A 17038-nucleotide genomic window follows, 5' to 3' on the forward strand; every position below is an offset into this window, starting at 1 on the left:
CAATTCATTAGATTTCTGAAATAATTGGAATAATCATCGGGCGACGTTTCGTTTGTTCATATAGATACTTACCGAGTTTATCACGCATATTTTGTTTCATTTCAGACCATTCAATTTTCTTTTGAAGTAAACCTTCTTCAACAATTTCACGGACTTTTTCTGAAGCGTCATTTAATAATTCTTCACTTTCTCTAACATAAACGAATCCACGTGATTGAATTTCAGGTCCACCAACGATTTTTCTATTTTTAGGATCTAAAGTTACAACAGCAATAAATATACCATCTTCAGCTAATAAGTGTCTGTCTCTTAAAACAATATTACCTACATCTCCAACACCGATACCGTCAATTAATACGTTACCAGCTGTAACTTTTTCATTAGCAATCATTTTTTCGCCATCAAAGTTAACAACGTCACCTTTTTCTAGTAAGAAAATTTTCTCAGGGTCTACGCCTGTTTCAGCTGCTAATTTCGCATGTGCGATTTGCATTTTAAATTCACCTTGTACTGGAATGAAGTATTCAGGTTTCATTAAATTAAGCATCATTTTAAGTTCTTCCATACAACCATGACTAGATGCATGTGTTTTTTTGTTATTAGGCATAATGTGTGCGCCAGCTTTAACTAATTCATTTAAAGTTTGACCAATAATCACTTCCATATTAGCAGAAGCTGTTGTAGAAATATAAACATTATCGCCTTCTAAAATATTTAAAATAGGATGTCTTTGTTGAGCCATTTGACCTAATGCTTCAATTGGTTCACCTTGCATACCTGTAGCAATAATAATTAATTCATTTTTAGGATATTTACTAATGTCATGCACAGGTACTAAAAGATTTTCTGGAATATTAAAGTATCCTAATTTACGTGCAACATTGAAAGAACTTTCTAAAGAACGTCCTAAGAATGAAACTTTACGGTTTAATTTACTAGCCGCATTCAACACTTGTTGAATACGAATAAAGTTAGATGCATAACAAGACACGATAATGCGTCCGCTTGCTTTTGCAAATTCATCAACCATATGACTCTCGATTACATTTTCAGGAACGTTATAGCCAGGCTTTTCCGCTTCTGTTGAATCACTTATCAACGCAAATACGCCATTTTGACCAATTTCAGTCATCTTAGCGATATCTGGTGCATAGGCACCTTGTAAACTTTGGTCGAATTTAAATTCTCCAGTATAAACGATTGCACCATATGATGTATGGATACATACACCTAAACTATCTGGGATAGAATGTGTTGTATTAAAGAATGTCACGTTAACGTTTTTAAATCTCATGACAGAATCTTTATTTACTGTATAATAACGTACTTTTTTATTGATTTTTCTTGCTTTCATATGATCTTTAACTAATGCGATCGTCAATCTTGATCCGTATACTGGTGCATCAAGCTTTTCAAGTATATAACTTACAGCACCGATAGAATCTTCATGTCCGTGTGATAAAAAGATACCTTTAAGTTTATCTTTATTCTCAATAACATATTGTATGTCTGGTATAACAACGTCTACACCTAACATTTCATCTTCTGGAAACATTAAACCAGCGTCTAACATGAACATTTCTTCGTCCACTTCAACGATATACATGTTTTTTGCAATTTCTCCTACACCACCGAGTGGTATGATACGAATTTTATCATTTTTCTTTTTTATTAAACTCAAAATTGTTCCTCCTAAATGTAGTCCCGTCCATAATATATTTATTTAATCATACCATTTATATAATCGATTATACAAGCACATACAACAGTCTTATACATATTTTAAATTAAGGAAGACAATAATTTTTATATCAGGTCATAACTTTATGATTTCTCTGTCAAAATAAACTCAGAATAAGGTGCATCTAGTAATCTTTTCGTAGCTGATTTAATATCTGCTAACTGTATTTGATTAATCTCGTGCTCGAACTGCTCATTCGTAATTAATTCATTATGAAACATGATTGAACGTGCATTTCTCGTCATTTTATTTTGGTTAGATTCAGACGCCATTAAAAAGCTTGTGATAATATGGCTTTTAGCATCATCTAATTCATTCTGTGTAATACCATCACTTAATAATGACTCAAGCACTTCAGTAATAAGTTCACTAGATGCATCAACATTTTCTTTATCAGTTGCTACATAAATTGTCAGCAAGCCATCATTGTGAAAACTTTGGAAATCTGAGTAAACATTATAACATAATCCATGTTCTTCTCTTAGAACTTGGAACAATTTAGAGCTCATTGTTTCGCCTAAAATCGTGTTCAATATATTCGTTGCATAATAGTGTTCATCATTATAACTTGGTGCATCATAACTTCTCATAAAATGCGTTTGCTCTAGCTCATTTTTATAATAAGTTTCTTTCTTCTCAATAAAAGTCATGTCTTGTTCTTGTTGATCAAGCGGTATTTCAATGTCATCAGATAATTGCTTAAGCAATATTTCTTTCATAGATTCGCTATAAGCACCCGCAACTGAAACAATTAATCGATTACTTTGATAATATTTTTTATGGAAATCAACTAATGTATCTCTATTAATTTGATTGACACTATCAGGCGTACCAAGGATCATTCGTCCTAATGGTTGGTCTTTATAAATTTCATGTTCCAATTTATCCATTAACCATTCTTCTGGTGTATCTTCAATCATTTTAATTTCTTCTAAAATAACTTTTTTCTCACGAACAATTTCTTCTTCAAGAAATAACGGGTTTTTAACCATATCTATAAGTAAATCAATTGCTTTATGTTCAAATCTTTTTAATGTTTTACAGAAATAACACGTATACATTTTTGTCGTATATGCATTGTTATAGCCGCCAATTTTATCAAATTCGTTTGATAATTGCTGTCTTGTATAGTGTTCACTACCTTTAAACAACATGTGTTCCATAAAATGAGCAATACCTTCAGGATAATCACCTTCGTCACCCGTTCCAGTATTGACATAAACACCTACACTAATTGTTTCACTGTTTGGAACTTCTTCAAAAATCACAGTCGTTCCATTATTCAGTCGTTGTAAATCAGCCATATTTATTCACCTCAAAATAAATAGGGACACGTCAATGTCCCTTTATTAGTAGACATACATACTTTCATAACCTCTCTTGCCTAGGGTACAGTCTCAGCCTGTAGTCTTCGACTTGTACGATTCCCTCAGGCGTATCGGTTATAAAAGTATTTTATATGAAGCAATCATTAAATTAAAAGCTTTCTTATTATAAGTATTGAGAAGTATTATGTACATGTATGATCGCAGTATTTGCACTTTGTATCAAAACTGCTAATAACGGTATCAGTATTTGCACCTTTTGTCAGAACCGCTAATAACGACACCCTTATTTATACCACTACTAACATATGTCATGTAACTTCTTATTCTACTTACTCATAAAAAATGCCAACAAAATCTATGACTTTGTTGACACTTTAAATTTCAGATTTTAATGATTGTCAATGTCCCTATCTGAATCATTTCATTTATTATTTTTGTTCTTTTTCTTCGTTTAACAACACTTTACGTGATGCGTTTACGCGTCCTTGACGGTCAATTTCAGTTACTTTTACTAAGAATTGGTCGCCAATTTTAGCTACATCTTCAACTTTGTTAACTCTTTCGTTAGAGAATTGAGAAATATGAACAAGTGCATCTTTACCTGGGAAGATTTCAACAAATGCACCGAATTTTTCAATACGTTTAACTGTTGCCATATAAATTGCTCCGACTTCAGCTTCTCTTGTAATATCTTCAATAATTTGTCTAGCACGGTCAATCATTTCTTTATCTTTAGATCCGATAAATACTGTACCGTCTTGTTCGATATCTAATTTAACACCTGTTTCATCAATGATTTCATTGATTTTCTTACCACCAGGTCCAATAACATCTCTAATTTTATCTGGTTTAATATGCATAATTTCAATTTTAGGTGCATATTGGCTAAGTTCTTCTCTAGGTTCTCTCAATGTTTCAAGCATATGATTTAAGATATATAATCTACCAATTCTTGCTTGCTCAAGTGCTTCTTTTAAGATTTGTTCACTTAAACCATCTATTTTAATATCCATTTGAATAGCAGTGATACCTTTTTCTGTACCTGCAACTTTAAAGTCCATATCACCTAGTGCATCTTCCATACCTTGAATATCAGATAAAATTGTGTAGTTGTCATCTTTAGTAATCAAGCCCATTGCAATACCTGCAACAGGTGCTTTAATTGGCACACCTGCATCCATTAATGCTAAAGTTGAACCACAAATTGAAGCTTGTGATGATGAGCCATTTGATTCAAGTACTTCAGAAACAACTCTTATTGTATAAGGGAATTCTTTTTCATCTGGAATAACTTGTAATAATGCACGTTCACCTAATGCACCGTGACCAATTTCACGACGTCCTGGCGCTCTTACTGGTCCTGTTTCACCAACTGAGAAGTTAGGGAAATTATAGTGATGCATGTAACGTTTTTGTTCTTCTGTACCTAGACCATCAATGATTTGGTATTCACCTAATGCACCTAAAGTCGCAACTGAAAATGCTTGAGTTTGTCCACGTGTAAATAAACCTGAACCATGTGCTCTTGGTAATAATCCAACTTCAGAAGATAAAGGTCTGATTTCTTCAGGATTACGTCCATCTGGTCTTACTTTATCTTCAGTAATTAAACGACGCACTTCTTCTTTTACAAGTGCATCTAATACTTTACTTACATCTTTAAGAACTTCTTCGTTATCTGGATCTTCTTCATTAGTAAAGTCATTTAGAACTTCTTCTTTAACTGCAGAAATATTGATATCTCTTTGTTGTTTTTCTTCAGTTCTGATTGCTGAAATAATATCTAAAGCTTCTGCTTTAGCACGAACTGTTTCTTCAAATGAAGCTTCAATTTCAACTGGTATAAATTCAGCTTTTTCAGGTTGAATATCTTCAATAATAGCTTCTTGGAATTCAACTAATCTTTGAATTTCTTTATGACCAAATAAAATAGCATTTAACATTGTTTCTTCAGTTACTTCTTTAGCACCCGCTTCAACCATGTTAATCGCATCTTTATGACCCGCTACTTGTAAATCCAATAAAGAAACTTCTCTTTGTTCAACATCTGGATTGATAACAAATTCGCCGTCTACTAATCCTACGTTTACACCTGCAATTGGTCTTTCAAATGGAATATCTGATACAGATAATGCCATTGAAGAACCGATCATAGCTGCCATTTCTGGTGAACAGTTTGGATCAACACTCATTACGATAGAAATAACTTGAACATCATGTCTGTATCCTTTAGGGAATAATGGACGAATTGGTCTATCAATTAATCTACTTGTTAAAGTAGCATCTTCACCAGGTCTACCTTCACGTTTATTAAAGCCACCAGGAATTTTTCCTGCAGCATACATTTTTTCTTCATAGTTAACCATTAATGGGAAAAAGTCTACATTTCTAGGTTCTTTTGATGCAGTTGCTGTTGATAATACAACTGTATCCCCATATCTTACTAATACTGCACCATTAGCTTGTTTTGCTAATTGGCCTGTTTCAATTATTAATGGACTTCCTGCCCATTCTGTCTTAAAGACTTTCTTCTCTTGAGACATTTATGAATCTCCTCTCATACACTTAATCTCTTATATCATACCATTATACACATATTTTTTATATTTATTTATAAAAAAATCGAAAGAAATCTGATTGATTTCCTTCGATTGAAATTACGATTAGCGACGTAATCCTAATGATTTAATTAAATCACGGTAACGTTGAACATCATTTTCACGTAAATATGTTAATAAATGTTTACGACGACCAACCATTTTTAATAATCCACGACGTGAATGATGGTCTTTCTTGTGAGTACGTAAATGTTCGTTTAAAGCAGTGATTTCTGCTGTTAAAACTGCGATTTGTACTTCTGGAGAACCAGTATCAGTTTCATGTACGCGGTATTGTTCGATTAGTTCGTTTTTTCTTTCTTGTGAAATTGCCATTGTCAATTTCCCTCCTATAATTGTATTCACCGTAAACCTGAGCTGATCGTCGGAGTGTCGATAAGCCAAGGATTAGGCACTCAAATCATTATACATAACTCTTTATGTTCTTTCAAGTGATAATAACGCTTTTGCTTCTTCTTTATCTTGCTTAATTTGATTAACAAGTGCATCTATGCCATCAAATTTTTGTTCTGGTCTAATAAAATGGTGCCAATATACTTCTACACGCTCACCATATATACTTTCTTCAAAATCAAAGATATTAACTTCAATACTTATTTGAGAAACAGATGGATCATGGAATGTTGGTTTCACACCAACGTTACACACACCTTTATATGACTTATCTCTTGATTTAATTAATAATGTTACAGCGTAAACACCTTTTCTAGGTAATACATAGTCATCGCTTGGTTCAACATTAGCTGTAGGAAAACCAATCGTACGCCCTCTTTTTTCGCCTTGAACAACCATACCTTTAATAACATATGGGCGTCCTAAAGCTAAATTACAAGCTTCTATTTCTCCTAATTCAAGTGATGTTCTAATATTCGTAGTTGAGATTTTTTCATCCTCATGTAATGTTTGCTTAGATACGACAAATACATCAAATGGATAATCATTCTCTTGTAATGATGCCATATTTCCTTTTCCATATTTACCAAAACTGAAATCATAACCAGCAATAACAGCTTTCACATGATTTTGAATAAAATATTGGTCAATAAAATCATCCGCAGACACATCTGCAAATGTAGAAGAAAAGTTAACGACGAAACAGTAATCTACGCCTAACTTTTCAATTGCTTCAATTTTATCTGCAATAGGTGTTAAATACGTTGTTCTTTTCTTTTCAGGATTTAAGACAACTGAGGGGTGTGGATCAAATGTCATAACAGCTTTTTTTAAATGTTTATCTTTAGCTACTTTAATCATTTTTTTAAGAACTTGTTGATGACCTAAATGTATACCATCAAAAAAACCGATAGCTAAAGCAATATTTTCATTTACAAATTGTTTAGATTTAATTGGGTGTGTAATTTCTATAACTTCCATCTATATACTCCTTTAAAGAAAAACTTTTTTCGGTTTATAAAGTGTTTCATTTTTATCATAAGTATCCATAATAGCAATCGCTTTGTCTTCATACCAAACAACAAATTCGCCATCATGTTTACTTTCATCTATTAAAGATTTTTCTATTTTTTGTCCGTTCTGAATACGCGTTACGATATTTTTATCATGTACGGTAATTTTCGTTAAACCATTCAATCCATATTCTAATGGAAGAATCACATCTTGTAACTTATCTTGCTCAACAATTTCTCTTAAGTCATCTAATTTAATAGCCTGATTTAAAGTAAAACCGCCACTTTTCAATCTAATTAAATGAGACATATGTGCAGGATAATTTAGTAACGCACCAATTTGAGTTGCTAACGTTCTAATATATGTCCCTTTGCCACATTCAACTTCAATTTCAAATTTACAAATATCATTCTCATAAATAATATCAGAAATTAAATTAATACTGTTAATATGTACCCTTCTTACAGGACGTTCAATTTCAATATTTTGTCTAGCATATTCATATAATTTCTTACCATTAACTTTAACAGCAGAATACATAGGTGGAATTTGTTCTATGTCACCTTCTAATTGTTTTAAAGTCGCAATAATTTCATCTTTGTCCCATAAATTTTGATCAACACGCTTCTGATCTACAATCTCACCAGTTTGGTCTTCAGTCGTTGTACTAACACCAATCGTTACTTCAGCTCTGTATGATTTGCCACTTTCCATCACATAATCACTCACACGCGTCGCTTTCCCAACACAAATCGGTAGTACACCACATACCTCAGGATCCAAAGTTCCAGTATGGCCAACTTTTTTTGTTTTTAAAATTTTACGAAGTTTAAATACGACGTCATGACTTGTCATACCAACTTCCTTATGAATTGCTAGAATGCCATCCAAATTTACGACCTCCATAATGTTTCTATTCTTTTTAATTTTACATGAAAATATTCATAAAAAGAAGAAATAACTCAATTTCATAAAAAATGCGCGAGTGCTTGGGGACAGAATTCCGAGTAATGTCCCTAACGAAGGGGTCACTCTAATTACCAGAATTCGGAATAATGGTAGTTAGCGCGTTCTTATTTCCACAATTCAGAATAATGGTAGTTACAGCCCCTCTAATCAAAAAAAGACCAAGACATTTTATTGTGTCTTAGCCTAAATTTGGATTAATCATTACGATTTAAATCTTGAATCATGCGTTCAATTTTATTACCGTAATCGATTGATTCATCATATTCAAAATGCAATTCTGGTAAAATACGCAATTTCATACGATTACCTAATTCTGATTTAATAAAGCCTTTTGCTTTTTCTAAACCTTTAAATGTATCTTCTTTTTCTTTATCAGAACCTAATACAGTTAAATAAACTGTAGCGTGTGATAAGTCTCCTGGAAGTTCTACATCTGTAATTGTTAAAAATCCAACTCTTGGATCTTTAAGTTTATTGTTGATGATATCCATTAATTCTTTTTTCATTTGTTCGCCTACTCGTTCAGAACGAATACTCATATCTTTCACCTCTTAACATTCTCATCTCTCTATATACATTAGTACATTATAGCACATGCTTGAATGCTTAAAAAGATAATCACTCGATATAAATATATTATGTTTCAATACTTAACTTTAGTCGCTCTAATCCTTCTAATACTTTAGACTTTGGGCATCCAACATTGTACCTTAAAAAGTGCTGACCGTTACCGCCATATGTTTGTCCATCCATTATCGCAACTTTGCCTATGTTAATAAGTCGGTATTGCAATTCATCCATCGTCATATTTAAATCTGAAACATCTAACCATATAAGATATGTTGATTCTGGATAGACAACTTTTATTTCTGGTATGTGCTCTTTTAAGAATGATTGAACTGCATGTATATTGTCATCTAAATATTCGTTTAAAGCATCTACCCAATCACTCGCTTTTTCATATGCTGCTATCGTAGCTTCCATCCCCATAATGCTTGGTGATGATAAACCATCTTGCTTTTTCAAATGATTTAAAAATGCATCCCCATCTTCTTTATTAGGAATTAAAGTATACGCAAAAAGTAGACCTGGAAAATTAAAAGTCTTACTACCACTTGTCACAATTGCTATATCATTTGTACTTTTATCCAGTATTGGAATGTGGTTGTTACCCTTTCGAACGATATCCATATGAATTTCATCAGAAATGATATAAACATGATGTTCCTGACATAGTTTAATGATTGTAGTCAGTTCATCTTCAATCCATACTCTACCTGTTGGGTTATGAGGAGAACATAATAACAAAATTTTATTTTCAGGTTTCGCTAATTGCATCTCTAATTGTTTAAAGTCAATTGTATAATAACCATCTTCGTAGAAAAGTTGGTTCTCCACAACTGTACGATGATTCTCTTTAATCACATTATAAAATGCGTCATATGCTGGTGTTTGAATGATCACACCATCGTTCAAATTAGATTTCATATGAATTAGCTGTGAAACTGCATATATCACAGTTGGTGTATAATAAATCCAATCTTCATCAATTTCCGTATTAAAACGGCTTTTATACCAATTCATAACGGTTGATTTAAAGTCTGTATGATTCCATCTCGTATAACCGAATATTGGATGCTTCATACGTCTATTTAAATGTTCCATAATTGTATGTGGTAGCGCGAAGTCTGTGTCTGAAATTGTGAATGGCAACAAGTCACTTTGCCCAAAACGGTCTTGAACATAATCCCACTGAGTACAATTTGTCCCTGTTCTATCAATCACCTTATCAAAATTATACATTACAAAAATCCCTTCTTAACTTAAATAATGGCATCTAATTGTTTTCGGACAGTTGTTACTCTCGTTCCGATGATAATCTGTACATTTTGTTTATCTAAATGTACGACACCTAATGCACCAAGTTCTTTTAGCTTTTCATCATCAACAATTTCTGCATCTTCCAGCACTAATCTTAAACGTGTAATACAGTTATCGATGCTTATAATATTACTAGAACCGCCAATCGCTTGAAGCATATCAGAAGCCATTTCGTCTGTTTGATTTGTACGATTTTGTGTCGAATTACTTTCATTTTTATCGTTCTTTTCAACAGTTCTACCTGGTGTTTTTAAGTCGAATTTCAAAATAACTGTCTTGAACACTAAATAATAGATAACAAACCATATTAATCCAACAATTATGACAAGCCACCATTTCGTATAACTACCTTGCATGACGCCAAATATTAGAAAGTCTAGTACGCCGCCATCTGTATTACCAATTGTCACACCTAGAATATTCATAACCATAAATCCTAAACCTGTCATGATGACATGGAAGATCCAAAGCAATGGACTAATGAATAAAAATAAAAATTCAATTGGTTCCGTGATACCTGTAACAAATGTCGCTACAAATCCTGAAATTAAGAGACCTTTAATTTTATGTCTATTCTTTTTAGGCGCTGCGTGATAAATTGCTAAAGCTGCAGCAGGTAAACCAAACATAAATGTAGGCATCTTACCTTGTGATAAGAATGCTGTTACATTTGGAGATATTGGTAAATTATTTTGTAATTGCGCATAAAAAATATTTAATGCGCCAAATACATCCTTACCTTCAATAATAGAATGACCACCAACTTCAGTAAATCTAACCATAGATACTAAAATATGATGTAAACCGAATGGTAATAATAACCTTTCACCAGCACCGAATAAAAATGGTCCAAAGACACCAGAATGTTGAATTAGTGCACCAACACTTCCAATGATCATGCCGAAGAATGGCCAAACAATCGGTATAATTAACCCAACTACTGCCAATACGAGAGATGTTACAATTGGCACAAACCTTGAACCTGAGAAGAACGCAAAGCTGTCAGGTAACTGTGTATAACTAAATTTATTATGTAATTTATAAACGATAAGACCAGAAATAATACCACCAAGCACACCCATTTCGAGTGTTTGAATACCTAATACCATACTTTGTCCAGCTTGTTGTAATTTATCTGTATCGGCTAATTGATGCGTCTCAGTTAAATAGAAATTAATCGTTAAATTCATAACTGTATAACCTACAAACCCTGAGAATGCAGCTACACCTTTTTCATGTTTAACAAGTCCGATTGGTATAGCGATCGCAAATAGTACAGGTAAATATGTAAAAGCAAATCCCCCAACTGTTGCTAGAAACTTCAATACTAGCTGTATCATGTTATTCTCTAAAAATGGAAAGACATCAATCATTGACTCACTTGTAAATGAACTCCCTATTCCTAAAATCAATCCCATAAAAGCTAATAAAGCTACAGGAAGCATAAATGTCTTCCCCATATTTTGAAGAAAATCCCACACATTACTTTGCTTCTTCTTTTTACTCATATTTAATAACACCCCTTTAATACATTAATGTAATTTAAATATACAAATGTATTAAAGGGGCATCAATAGTATATAATCATTTTGGACGCGCTTACATCTTATGAATGTCGTTACATTATAATTGTTTACCATACATCATTAATAGAAAATCTATCATAAACATAGCAGCGTGCCTTGAACTTAAATCTACATTTCCAATATAGATACTATTCGTTTTAGCAATTAAAGTTATGGTCGATAGCTGCGCCAATTTGGAATGCCTATTACTAACAATAGAAATAATTGGTACTTTGTTGTCTCTTAACTGACCAGCATATCGGACAATATGTGAGGTTTCGCCACTAGAACTAATACAAATTGCTAAACTATCTTGATCTAAATTATGCGTTACCGCTTCTAATTCATCCCAATCCGTTCGCGCATGTGCTACTTTACCTAGAAACGTTAATTTTCTACTTAAATCAATCCCGTTTACTAAACTCGCTCCCACACTAATACCTTCTATTACACGTGCATCTCGTATATAAGCTACTGCTTTTTCTATATCTTGGATATTGATCTCATTCATTGTATTCTGGAGGTTCGCCAAATTTTCATTCATAAAATCATTCATTTCAACATCAAAACTTTGCACATTGTTTACTTTATTTAAATCAGGTTGATTTTGTAATAATGCATATTTCAGTTCTCTATAGCCTTGATAACCTAATTTTTGAGAACATCTACTTACAGTTGCAGTTGACACAAACAACTTTTCAGCAATATCATCGATATTCATATTAGCTATCGACGTATAATCATTCAAAATAAAATCCAGTACCCTCTTCTCTAATTCACTTAAATCATTTCTTCTTTTTTGTAATTTTCCTACAAGTGCATTTTGTTCCATTTTAACCCCTCTTAATATTTTCACTTTTATACCATAACTTATCCATCAATACTTCACTATATCCCATCTTAGGCATGCTTAAAGATGATAATAAATGAAACAATAAATAATATTTGCAACAGTGCTCTTAAATATATATTCATCGGTACTTTTCCACCTATAGTAATATTTTTAGCATGTGCTTTCATATAACCAGGGAACAAAACAAAGCATAAAATAATACCAATCACACTGAATACAAAATTAACTTTAGGAATAAACACACTTATCGCAATGACAAATTCTAACCACCCTGTTACATACACAATCATTTTTGGATTTGGAATACTACTCGGAACCATTTTAATAAGTGAATTTCGAATAGAAGGCATAAATCTACCAATAAATGTATACATAAATGCGAAAAATATTGAAAATTGAGCGACATTCATCCACATACTTTCAGTTTGAAATATACGATGTACAATAAATCCGATAAAGCAGCCGACAAAATAAACAATCATTGTTTGCATAAGAACCACTCCAATACGTCATATTTGTAGTTCATGATTAACTTTACTGTATCCAATCTATTTACTTACCTATTCCCTTATTACAGTGTAAATATACATCAAAAAATAATGATTCGTACTTTAATGAATGTCATCAACTGTCACACAACAAGTCATCATCCATAACACAAATTTCACTTTTCTAAATAAACCGTTATGCTATATATATCAAGTATATTTATATACTTGAAGAGAATCCGTATTCTCGACTCAACAATAAAAGTGCTTATCTTCCAAAAATGGGAAGTATATCTCCAGCTAAGGTATACTTCCCATTTACATGTCTACTACTACTCATTATGATAAATTAATTGTATAACACCTGATTTAAATTTTCTTGAATGTACTAGTTTAAGTTGTTGTCTATCTTCTATATCTATAAATAGTGGTTTTCCTTTTCCTAAAACTATAGGATGTATGGATAGTCTATATTCATCTACTAATCCATAATTTACAAATGTCGTAATTAAGCTAGATCCACCATATAACCATATATCTTTACCTGGCTTGCTTTTTATTTCATGTACATGTTCTACGATATTATCTTTAATAACATTGACATGTTTATCTTCAAACTTAAATTTCTTTGAAAAGACATACTTTTCTTTGGCATGTATGTTTTTCCACATTAATTTGTCTTCTTCTGAATCTTCTAAACTCGGTTGAAAATCTCCCCATGCTTCGTAACTTTTTCTTCCATAAAAGATTGTATCGACTTGATTTAAAAAATCATCAAAATTCATTTCAGGATCCATAATACACCAGTCAATCTCGCCATTTTCGCCTTCTATAAGCCCATCTAATGTAACAGCTAAATCTAAAATGACTTTCCTACTATTATCATCACTACTCATATATTGAACCCCCAATCATCTCTTACTATTATCATACACGAAATGATAATAGAAAACACACCACATTATTTATGATAAATGGGTGTGTCTTGACTCTAATTCTGATAATGATTGCTTCATTTCAAGTCCGCCTCTATAGCCTCTTAGTTGTCCGTCTTTGCCTATAACACGATGGCAAGGTATCACAATGTTTAATGGATTTTTACCGACTGCTGATGCAACAGCTCTAACTGCGTTTGGTTTATCAATTTTATTGGTTAAATCTGAATAAGTTATTGTTTCTCCATATGGTATTGTGGTCAACGCTTGCCACACGGTTTCGTTAAACGGTGTGGATTGTATATCTATTTTTAAGTCAAAAGTTTTTCTTGTGCCATTAAAATATTCATTCAATTGGTCGATATATGGTTTTACTTTGTCTTGATTTTCTTTAATATCTATATTTGAAATAAACTGATGTATTTCATTTTCTTTATCAAAAGAACCTACAAATATGAGACCCTCATCACTTGCATAAATATCGAGTTGTTTATTAAGATGCTTAAGAATACCATGATAAATTATTTTCATCGTCTACCTCCTTTGGTGAAAGTTTAAATGAATTTATTTGTAAACTCAATATAAATAGTCGTTTTCATAATTAGATAGCAATATAAGGATATTTTTATATGTTATGATATTTTTGAGGTGATAAATTTGGCAATGTATTTAACTGAGAAAAGATGGCAAGACATTAAAACAAACAATAAATTAGCGAATGATGATTTTGTATATGCAGTTAAGACGACAATGATATTCTGTAAACCTTCATGCAATGCTAAATTACCTAATAAAGAAAATGTTTCAATATATCGAGACTATCACGAAGCTATAGAAAATGGTTATCGTCCTTGTAAAAAGTGTAATCCAACAGGTCAATTATTAGAAGATGAAGAATGGGTATTACAAATAAAAAATTTCATTCATCGAAATTATCATTTAAATCTTACATTAGATGAAATTTGTAACCAATGTCACGGTTCAAAATTTCATTTATCAATACTATTCAAACAAGTTACACATCAAACAATTATGCAATATTTACATGAAATAAGAATTGAAAAAAGTAGCGAATTGCTTCTTGATAACACAATGACAATTGAAGACATTAGTAGACGAGTTGGTTATAAAACAACATCACATTTTATCAAAGTATTTAAGCAATTCTATTTTATGACACCTTTACAATATCGTAAACGGAAAAACAGTTAAGATAGCTTCCTATCTTAACTGTTTTTTAAAAGATTAACAATGTTACATACAAACCTACTAATGTAATAAATAATACGGGTATCGTTATGATGATACCTGTTTTAAAGTATGTGCCCCAAGGTATTTTAACACCTTTTTGTGACAATACATGTAGCCACAATAATGTTGCTAATGAACCGATAGGTGTAATTTTCGGACCGAGATCTGAACCGATAACATTTGCATAAATCATGCCTTCTTTAAGCGGAGCAATAACATCTGATTGATGGATAGCGAGTGCATCTATGAGAACGGTTGGTAAGTTATTCATAATCGATGACAAAAATGCTGCTATAAATCCCATCCCCATAATACTTGCAAATAATCCATGTTGAGAAATGTCTGTTAGTATATGACTTAAAATTGCAAGGATACCTACATTTTTAAGTCCAAAGACAACTAAATACATACTAATTGAGAATACGACTATATTCCATGGTGCACCTTTGAGCACTTTTTTAGTATGAACTGCAAGAGATTTTCTAGCAAACCATACAAATATAATGGCTACTATACCTGCAATAATTGATACGGGTATGTGTACAAACTCACTGATAAAATATCCGATGAGTAATATGGATAGTATAACCCATGACATATGAAACAGTTTCAAATCTTTAATTGCTTCTTTTGGTTGTTTTAAATGATGATCATCAAAAGTGCGTGGTATTGACGATTTAAAGAATAACCACAATACAGCAATACTGGCCAATAACGAGAATATGTTCGGTATGAACATATGTAAGAAATATTCAACAAAGCCAATATTAAAATAGTCTGCAGAAACAATATTAACTAAATTACTCACTGTGAATGGTAACGAAGTAGTATCTGCTATAAATCCACTTGCTATCACAAAAGGAAAAATAATTTTCTTATTAAATCCTAGATGACGTACCATTGCCAATACAATAGGCGTAAGTATCAAAGCTGCGCCATCATTCGCAAAAAATGCCGCAACAATTGCACCTAATATCATGATATAAATGAACATCTTTACACCATTTCCACGAGAGGCTTTAACCATATGAATCGCAGACCATTCAAAGAAACCAATTTCATCAAGAATAAGCGAAATGATAATTATCGCTATGAATGTCAATGTTGCATTCCAAACAATGCTAGTCACTTCAAATATATCTTCTATTTGTACAACACCAGTTATAATGGCAATTAATGCACCAATAAAAGCTGTTACACCGATATCTAGTCCTTTCGGTTGCCAAATAACGAAAGTCAGTGTTAATACAAAAATAATGATTGCTAAAGTGGTTATCGTCAATTCCTTCTATCAAATATACCAAGATTATATTTAACAAATGTTTTTATGATAGAAATTTAATCATCATCTTCATCATCATCGTCAAAGTCATCATCTTGTTCATAATAATATCCATTATTTGTTTGTGCTTCTTGCCTTTCATCTGTCTTTGGAGCATTATATTCTAATTGTGGTTGTTCAATATTAAACCATGAGACAGAATTTATTTTACCACTTACTGCATTAACAGTTACAACCGCACCTTCATCATCATCTACATATTGAGTTATTGTATACGTATTAGGCGATGTATTTGTATTTTTCTTTATATCTATAAATTTTCCGCCAACTTTTTGATGTGAGATTTGTTTTGCTTCTTTTTCACTGATTAATGATTTCTTTTCTTTTTTTCTAGGATTTTCTTTTTGCTTTTTTTCTTTATTATTAGACTGCTCTTTATTTTTAATCGTTTTTGATTTTACGTTTTTAATAACCTCTTTCTTACGATCAATATCTAAAGAATACACTTTATTACTATCTTTAATATTAACATGGAATGATGATTCATCATCAGAAAGCGAAATATCTTCAATATTCCCTTTATATCGATCAGTAACAAACTTTTCTACTTCTTCTTTCTTCATTAATTTTTCATTTGCTTTCATATAAATAATGACGCTTAATACTATAAATAGTGTAGATGCTAACAAAACAAGGATGTGTTTTGTTGCTATTTTCAAA

16 protein-coding genes are annotated in these 17038 nt (G+C 31.9%); 1 reads left to right on the plus strand and 15 read right to left on the minus strand.

Translation table 11 applies throughout. From position 1 onward, the window contains the following. Nucleotides 1–7: 7 nt before the first annotated feature. The 13 genes from rnjB to LQ693_RS05470 form a co-directional block, all read right to left on the minus strand. Complete coding sequence (gene rnjB / locus LQ693_RS05410) at nt 8–1681, minus strand: ribonuclease J2 (RefSeq protein ID WP_025905357.1); 1674 nt, start codon at nt 1679–1681, stop codon at nt 8–10. Nucleotides 1682–1824: 143 nt separating this feature from the next. Then, nucleotides 1825–3045 carry a M16 family metallopeptidase gene (locus LQ693_RS05415; protein WP_025905356.1) on the minus strand — a complete coding sequence of 407 codons (1221 nt, stop codon included), beginning with the start codon at nt 3043–3045 and terminating at the stop codon, nt 1825–1827. 452 nt (nt 3046–3497) lie between these two features. Further along, on the minus strand, nt 3498–5612 hold the full coding sequence (gene pnp, locus LQ693_RS05420) for a polyribonucleotide nucleotidyltransferase (RefSeq protein ID WP_107618048.1): 2115 nt from the start codon (nt 5610–5612) through the stop codon (nt 3498–3500). A 120-nt stretch (nt 5613–5732) separates the two neighbouring features. After that, the gene (gene rpsO / locus LQ693_RS05425; protein ID WP_025905354.1) at nt 5733–6002 is read right to left on the minus strand and encodes a 30S ribosomal protein S15; all 270 of its coding nucleotides are present in this window, start codon (nt 6000–6002) and stop codon (nt 5733–5735) included. Nucleotides 6003–6104: 102 nt separating this feature from the next. Beyond that, a complete protein-coding gene (gene ribF / locus LQ693_RS05430) occupies nt 6105–7061 on the minus strand; it encodes a riboflavin biosynthesis protein RibF (RefSeq protein ID WP_025905353.1) in 957 nt (318 codons plus the stop codon). 12 nt (nt 7062–7073) lie between these two features. Next, nucleotides 7074–7985 (minus strand): tRNA pseudouridine(55) synthase TruB, encoded by a 912-nt coding sequence (gene truB / locus LQ693_RS05435; protein ID WP_275584174.1) that lies wholly within the window; start codon nt 7983–7985, stop codon nt 7074–7076. A 272-nt stretch (nt 7986–8257) separates the two neighbouring features. After that, complete coding sequence (gene rbfA / locus LQ693_RS05440) at nt 8258–8602, minus strand: 30S ribosome-binding factor RbfA (protein ID WP_048542606.1); 345 nt, start codon at nt 8600–8602, stop codon at nt 8258–8260. Nucleotides 8603–8699: 97 nt separating this feature from the next. Next, nucleotides 8700–9866 (minus strand): MalY/PatB family protein, encoded by a 1167-nt coding sequence (locus LQ693_RS05445; protein ID WP_107618050.1) that lies wholly within the window; start codon nt 9864–9866, stop codon nt 8700–8702. A 20-nt stretch (nt 9867–9886) separates the two neighbouring features. Beyond that, nucleotides 9887–11452, minus strand: coding sequence for a maltose/glucose-specific PTS transporter subunit IIBC (gene malX / locus LQ693_RS05450; protein WP_107565685.1), 1566 nt, complete (start codon nt 11450–11452; stop codon nt 9887–9889). 115 nt (nt 11453–11567) lie between these two features. Continuing rightward, a complete protein-coding gene (locus LQ693_RS05455) occupies nt 11568–12341 on the minus strand; it encodes a MurR/RpiR family transcriptional regulator (RefSeq protein WP_239743635.1) in 774 nt (257 codons plus the stop codon). 68 nt (nt 12342–12409) lie between these two features. Next, on the minus strand, nt 12410–12853 hold the full coding sequence (locus tag LQ693_RS05460; protein ID WP_025905347.1) for a hypothetical protein: 444 nt from the start codon (nt 12851–12853) through the stop codon (nt 12410–12412). Between the two features lie 329 nt (nt 12854–13182). Next, complete coding sequence (locus LQ693_RS05465; protein ID WP_025905346.1) at nt 13183–13746, minus strand: dihydrofolate reductase family protein; 564 nt, start codon at nt 13744–13746, stop codon at nt 13183–13185. Between the two features lie 69 nt (nt 13747–13815). Further along, nucleotides 13816–14316 (minus strand): methylated-DNA--[protein]-cysteine S-methyltransferase, encoded by a 501-nt coding sequence (locus LQ693_RS05470; protein ID WP_107573197.1) that lies wholly within the window; start codon nt 14314–14316, stop codon nt 13816–13818. Nucleotides 14317–14448: 132 nt separating this feature from the next. On the opposite strand from LQ693_RS05470, the gene LQ693_RS05475 reads away from it, so the two are divergent. Beyond that, on the plus strand, nt 14449–14997 hold the full coding sequence (locus LQ693_RS05475) for an Ada metal-binding domain-containing protein (RefSeq protein ID WP_119593868.1): 549 nt from the start codon (nt 14449–14451) through the stop codon (nt 14995–14997). A 25-nt stretch (nt 14998–15022) separates the two neighbouring features. On the opposite strand, the gene arsB is transcribed toward LQ693_RS05475, so the two are convergent. Together arsB and LQ693_RS05485 are read right to left on the minus strand one after the other, a co-directional pair. Then, nucleotides 15023–16312: an arsenite efflux transporter membrane subunit ArsB gene (gene arsB / locus LQ693_RS05480; protein WP_107618359.1), complete on the minus strand. Its 1290-nt coding sequence runs from the start codon at nt 16310–16312 to the stop codon at nt 15023–15025. 62 nt (nt 16313–16374) lie between these two features. Continuing rightward, nucleotides 16375–17037 carry a PepSY domain-containing protein gene (locus LQ693_RS05485; RefSeq protein ID WP_025905342.1) on the minus strand — a complete coding sequence of 221 codons (663 nt, stop codon included), beginning with the start codon at nt 17035–17037 and terminating at the stop codon, nt 16375–16377. Nucleotide 17038 lies beyond the last annotated feature (1 nt).

The sequence above is a fragment of the Mammaliicoccus sp. B-M6 genome, assembly GCF_022386965.1.
GTDB lineage: Bacteria > Bacillota > Bacilli > Staphylococcales > Staphylococcaceae > Mammaliicoccus > Mammaliicoccus sciuri_A.

Bases quoted from the DNA above. Each gene is read 5' to 3' on its own strand.
- LQ693_RS05415 (WP_025905356.1), bottom strand. From the start codon at position 3,045: ATGGCTGATTTACAACGACTGAATAATGGAACGACTGTGATTTTTGAA.
- pnp (WP_107618048.1), bottom strand. From the start codon at position 5,612: ATGTCTCAAGAGAAGAAAGTCTTTAAGACAGAATGGGCAGGAAGTCCA.
- rpsO (WP_025905354.1), bottom strand. From the start codon at position 6,002: ATGGCAATTTCACAAGAAAGAAAAAACGAACTAATCGAACAATACCGC.
- ribF (WP_025905353.1), bottom strand. From the start codon at position 7,061: ATGGAAGTTATAGAAATTACACACCCAATTAAATCTAAACAATTTGTA.
- rbfA (WP_048542606.1), bottom strand. From the start codon at position 8,602: ATGAGTATTCGTTCTGAACGAGTAGGCGAACAAATGAAAAAAGAATTA.
- LQ693_RS05445 (WP_107618050.1), bottom strand. From the start codon at position 9,866: ATGTATAATTTTGATAAGGTGATTGATAGAACAGGGACAAATTGTACT.
- malX (WP_107565685.1), bottom strand. From the start codon at position 11,452: ATGAGTAAAAAGAAGAAGCAAAGTAATGTGTGGGATTTTCTTCAAAAT.
- LQ693_RS05455 (WP_239743635.1), bottom strand. From the start codon at position 12,341: ATGGAACAAAATGCACTTGTAGGAAAATTACAAAAAAGAAGAAATGAT.
- LQ693_RS05460 (WP_025905347.1), bottom strand. From the start codon at position 12,853: ATGCAAACAATGATTGTTTATTTTGTCGGCTGCTTTATCGGATTTATT.
- LQ693_RS05465 (WP_025905346.1), bottom strand. From the start codon at position 13,746: ATGAGTAGTGATGATAATAGTAGGAAAGTCATTTTAGATTTAGCTGTT.
- LQ693_RS05470 (WP_107573197.1), bottom strand. From the start codon at position 14,316: ATGAAAATAATTTATCATGGTATTCTTAAGCATCTTAATAAACAACTC.
- LQ693_RS05475 (WP_119593868.1), top strand. From the start codon at position 14,449: ATGTATTTAACTGAGAAAAGATGGCAAGACATTAAAACAAACAATAAA.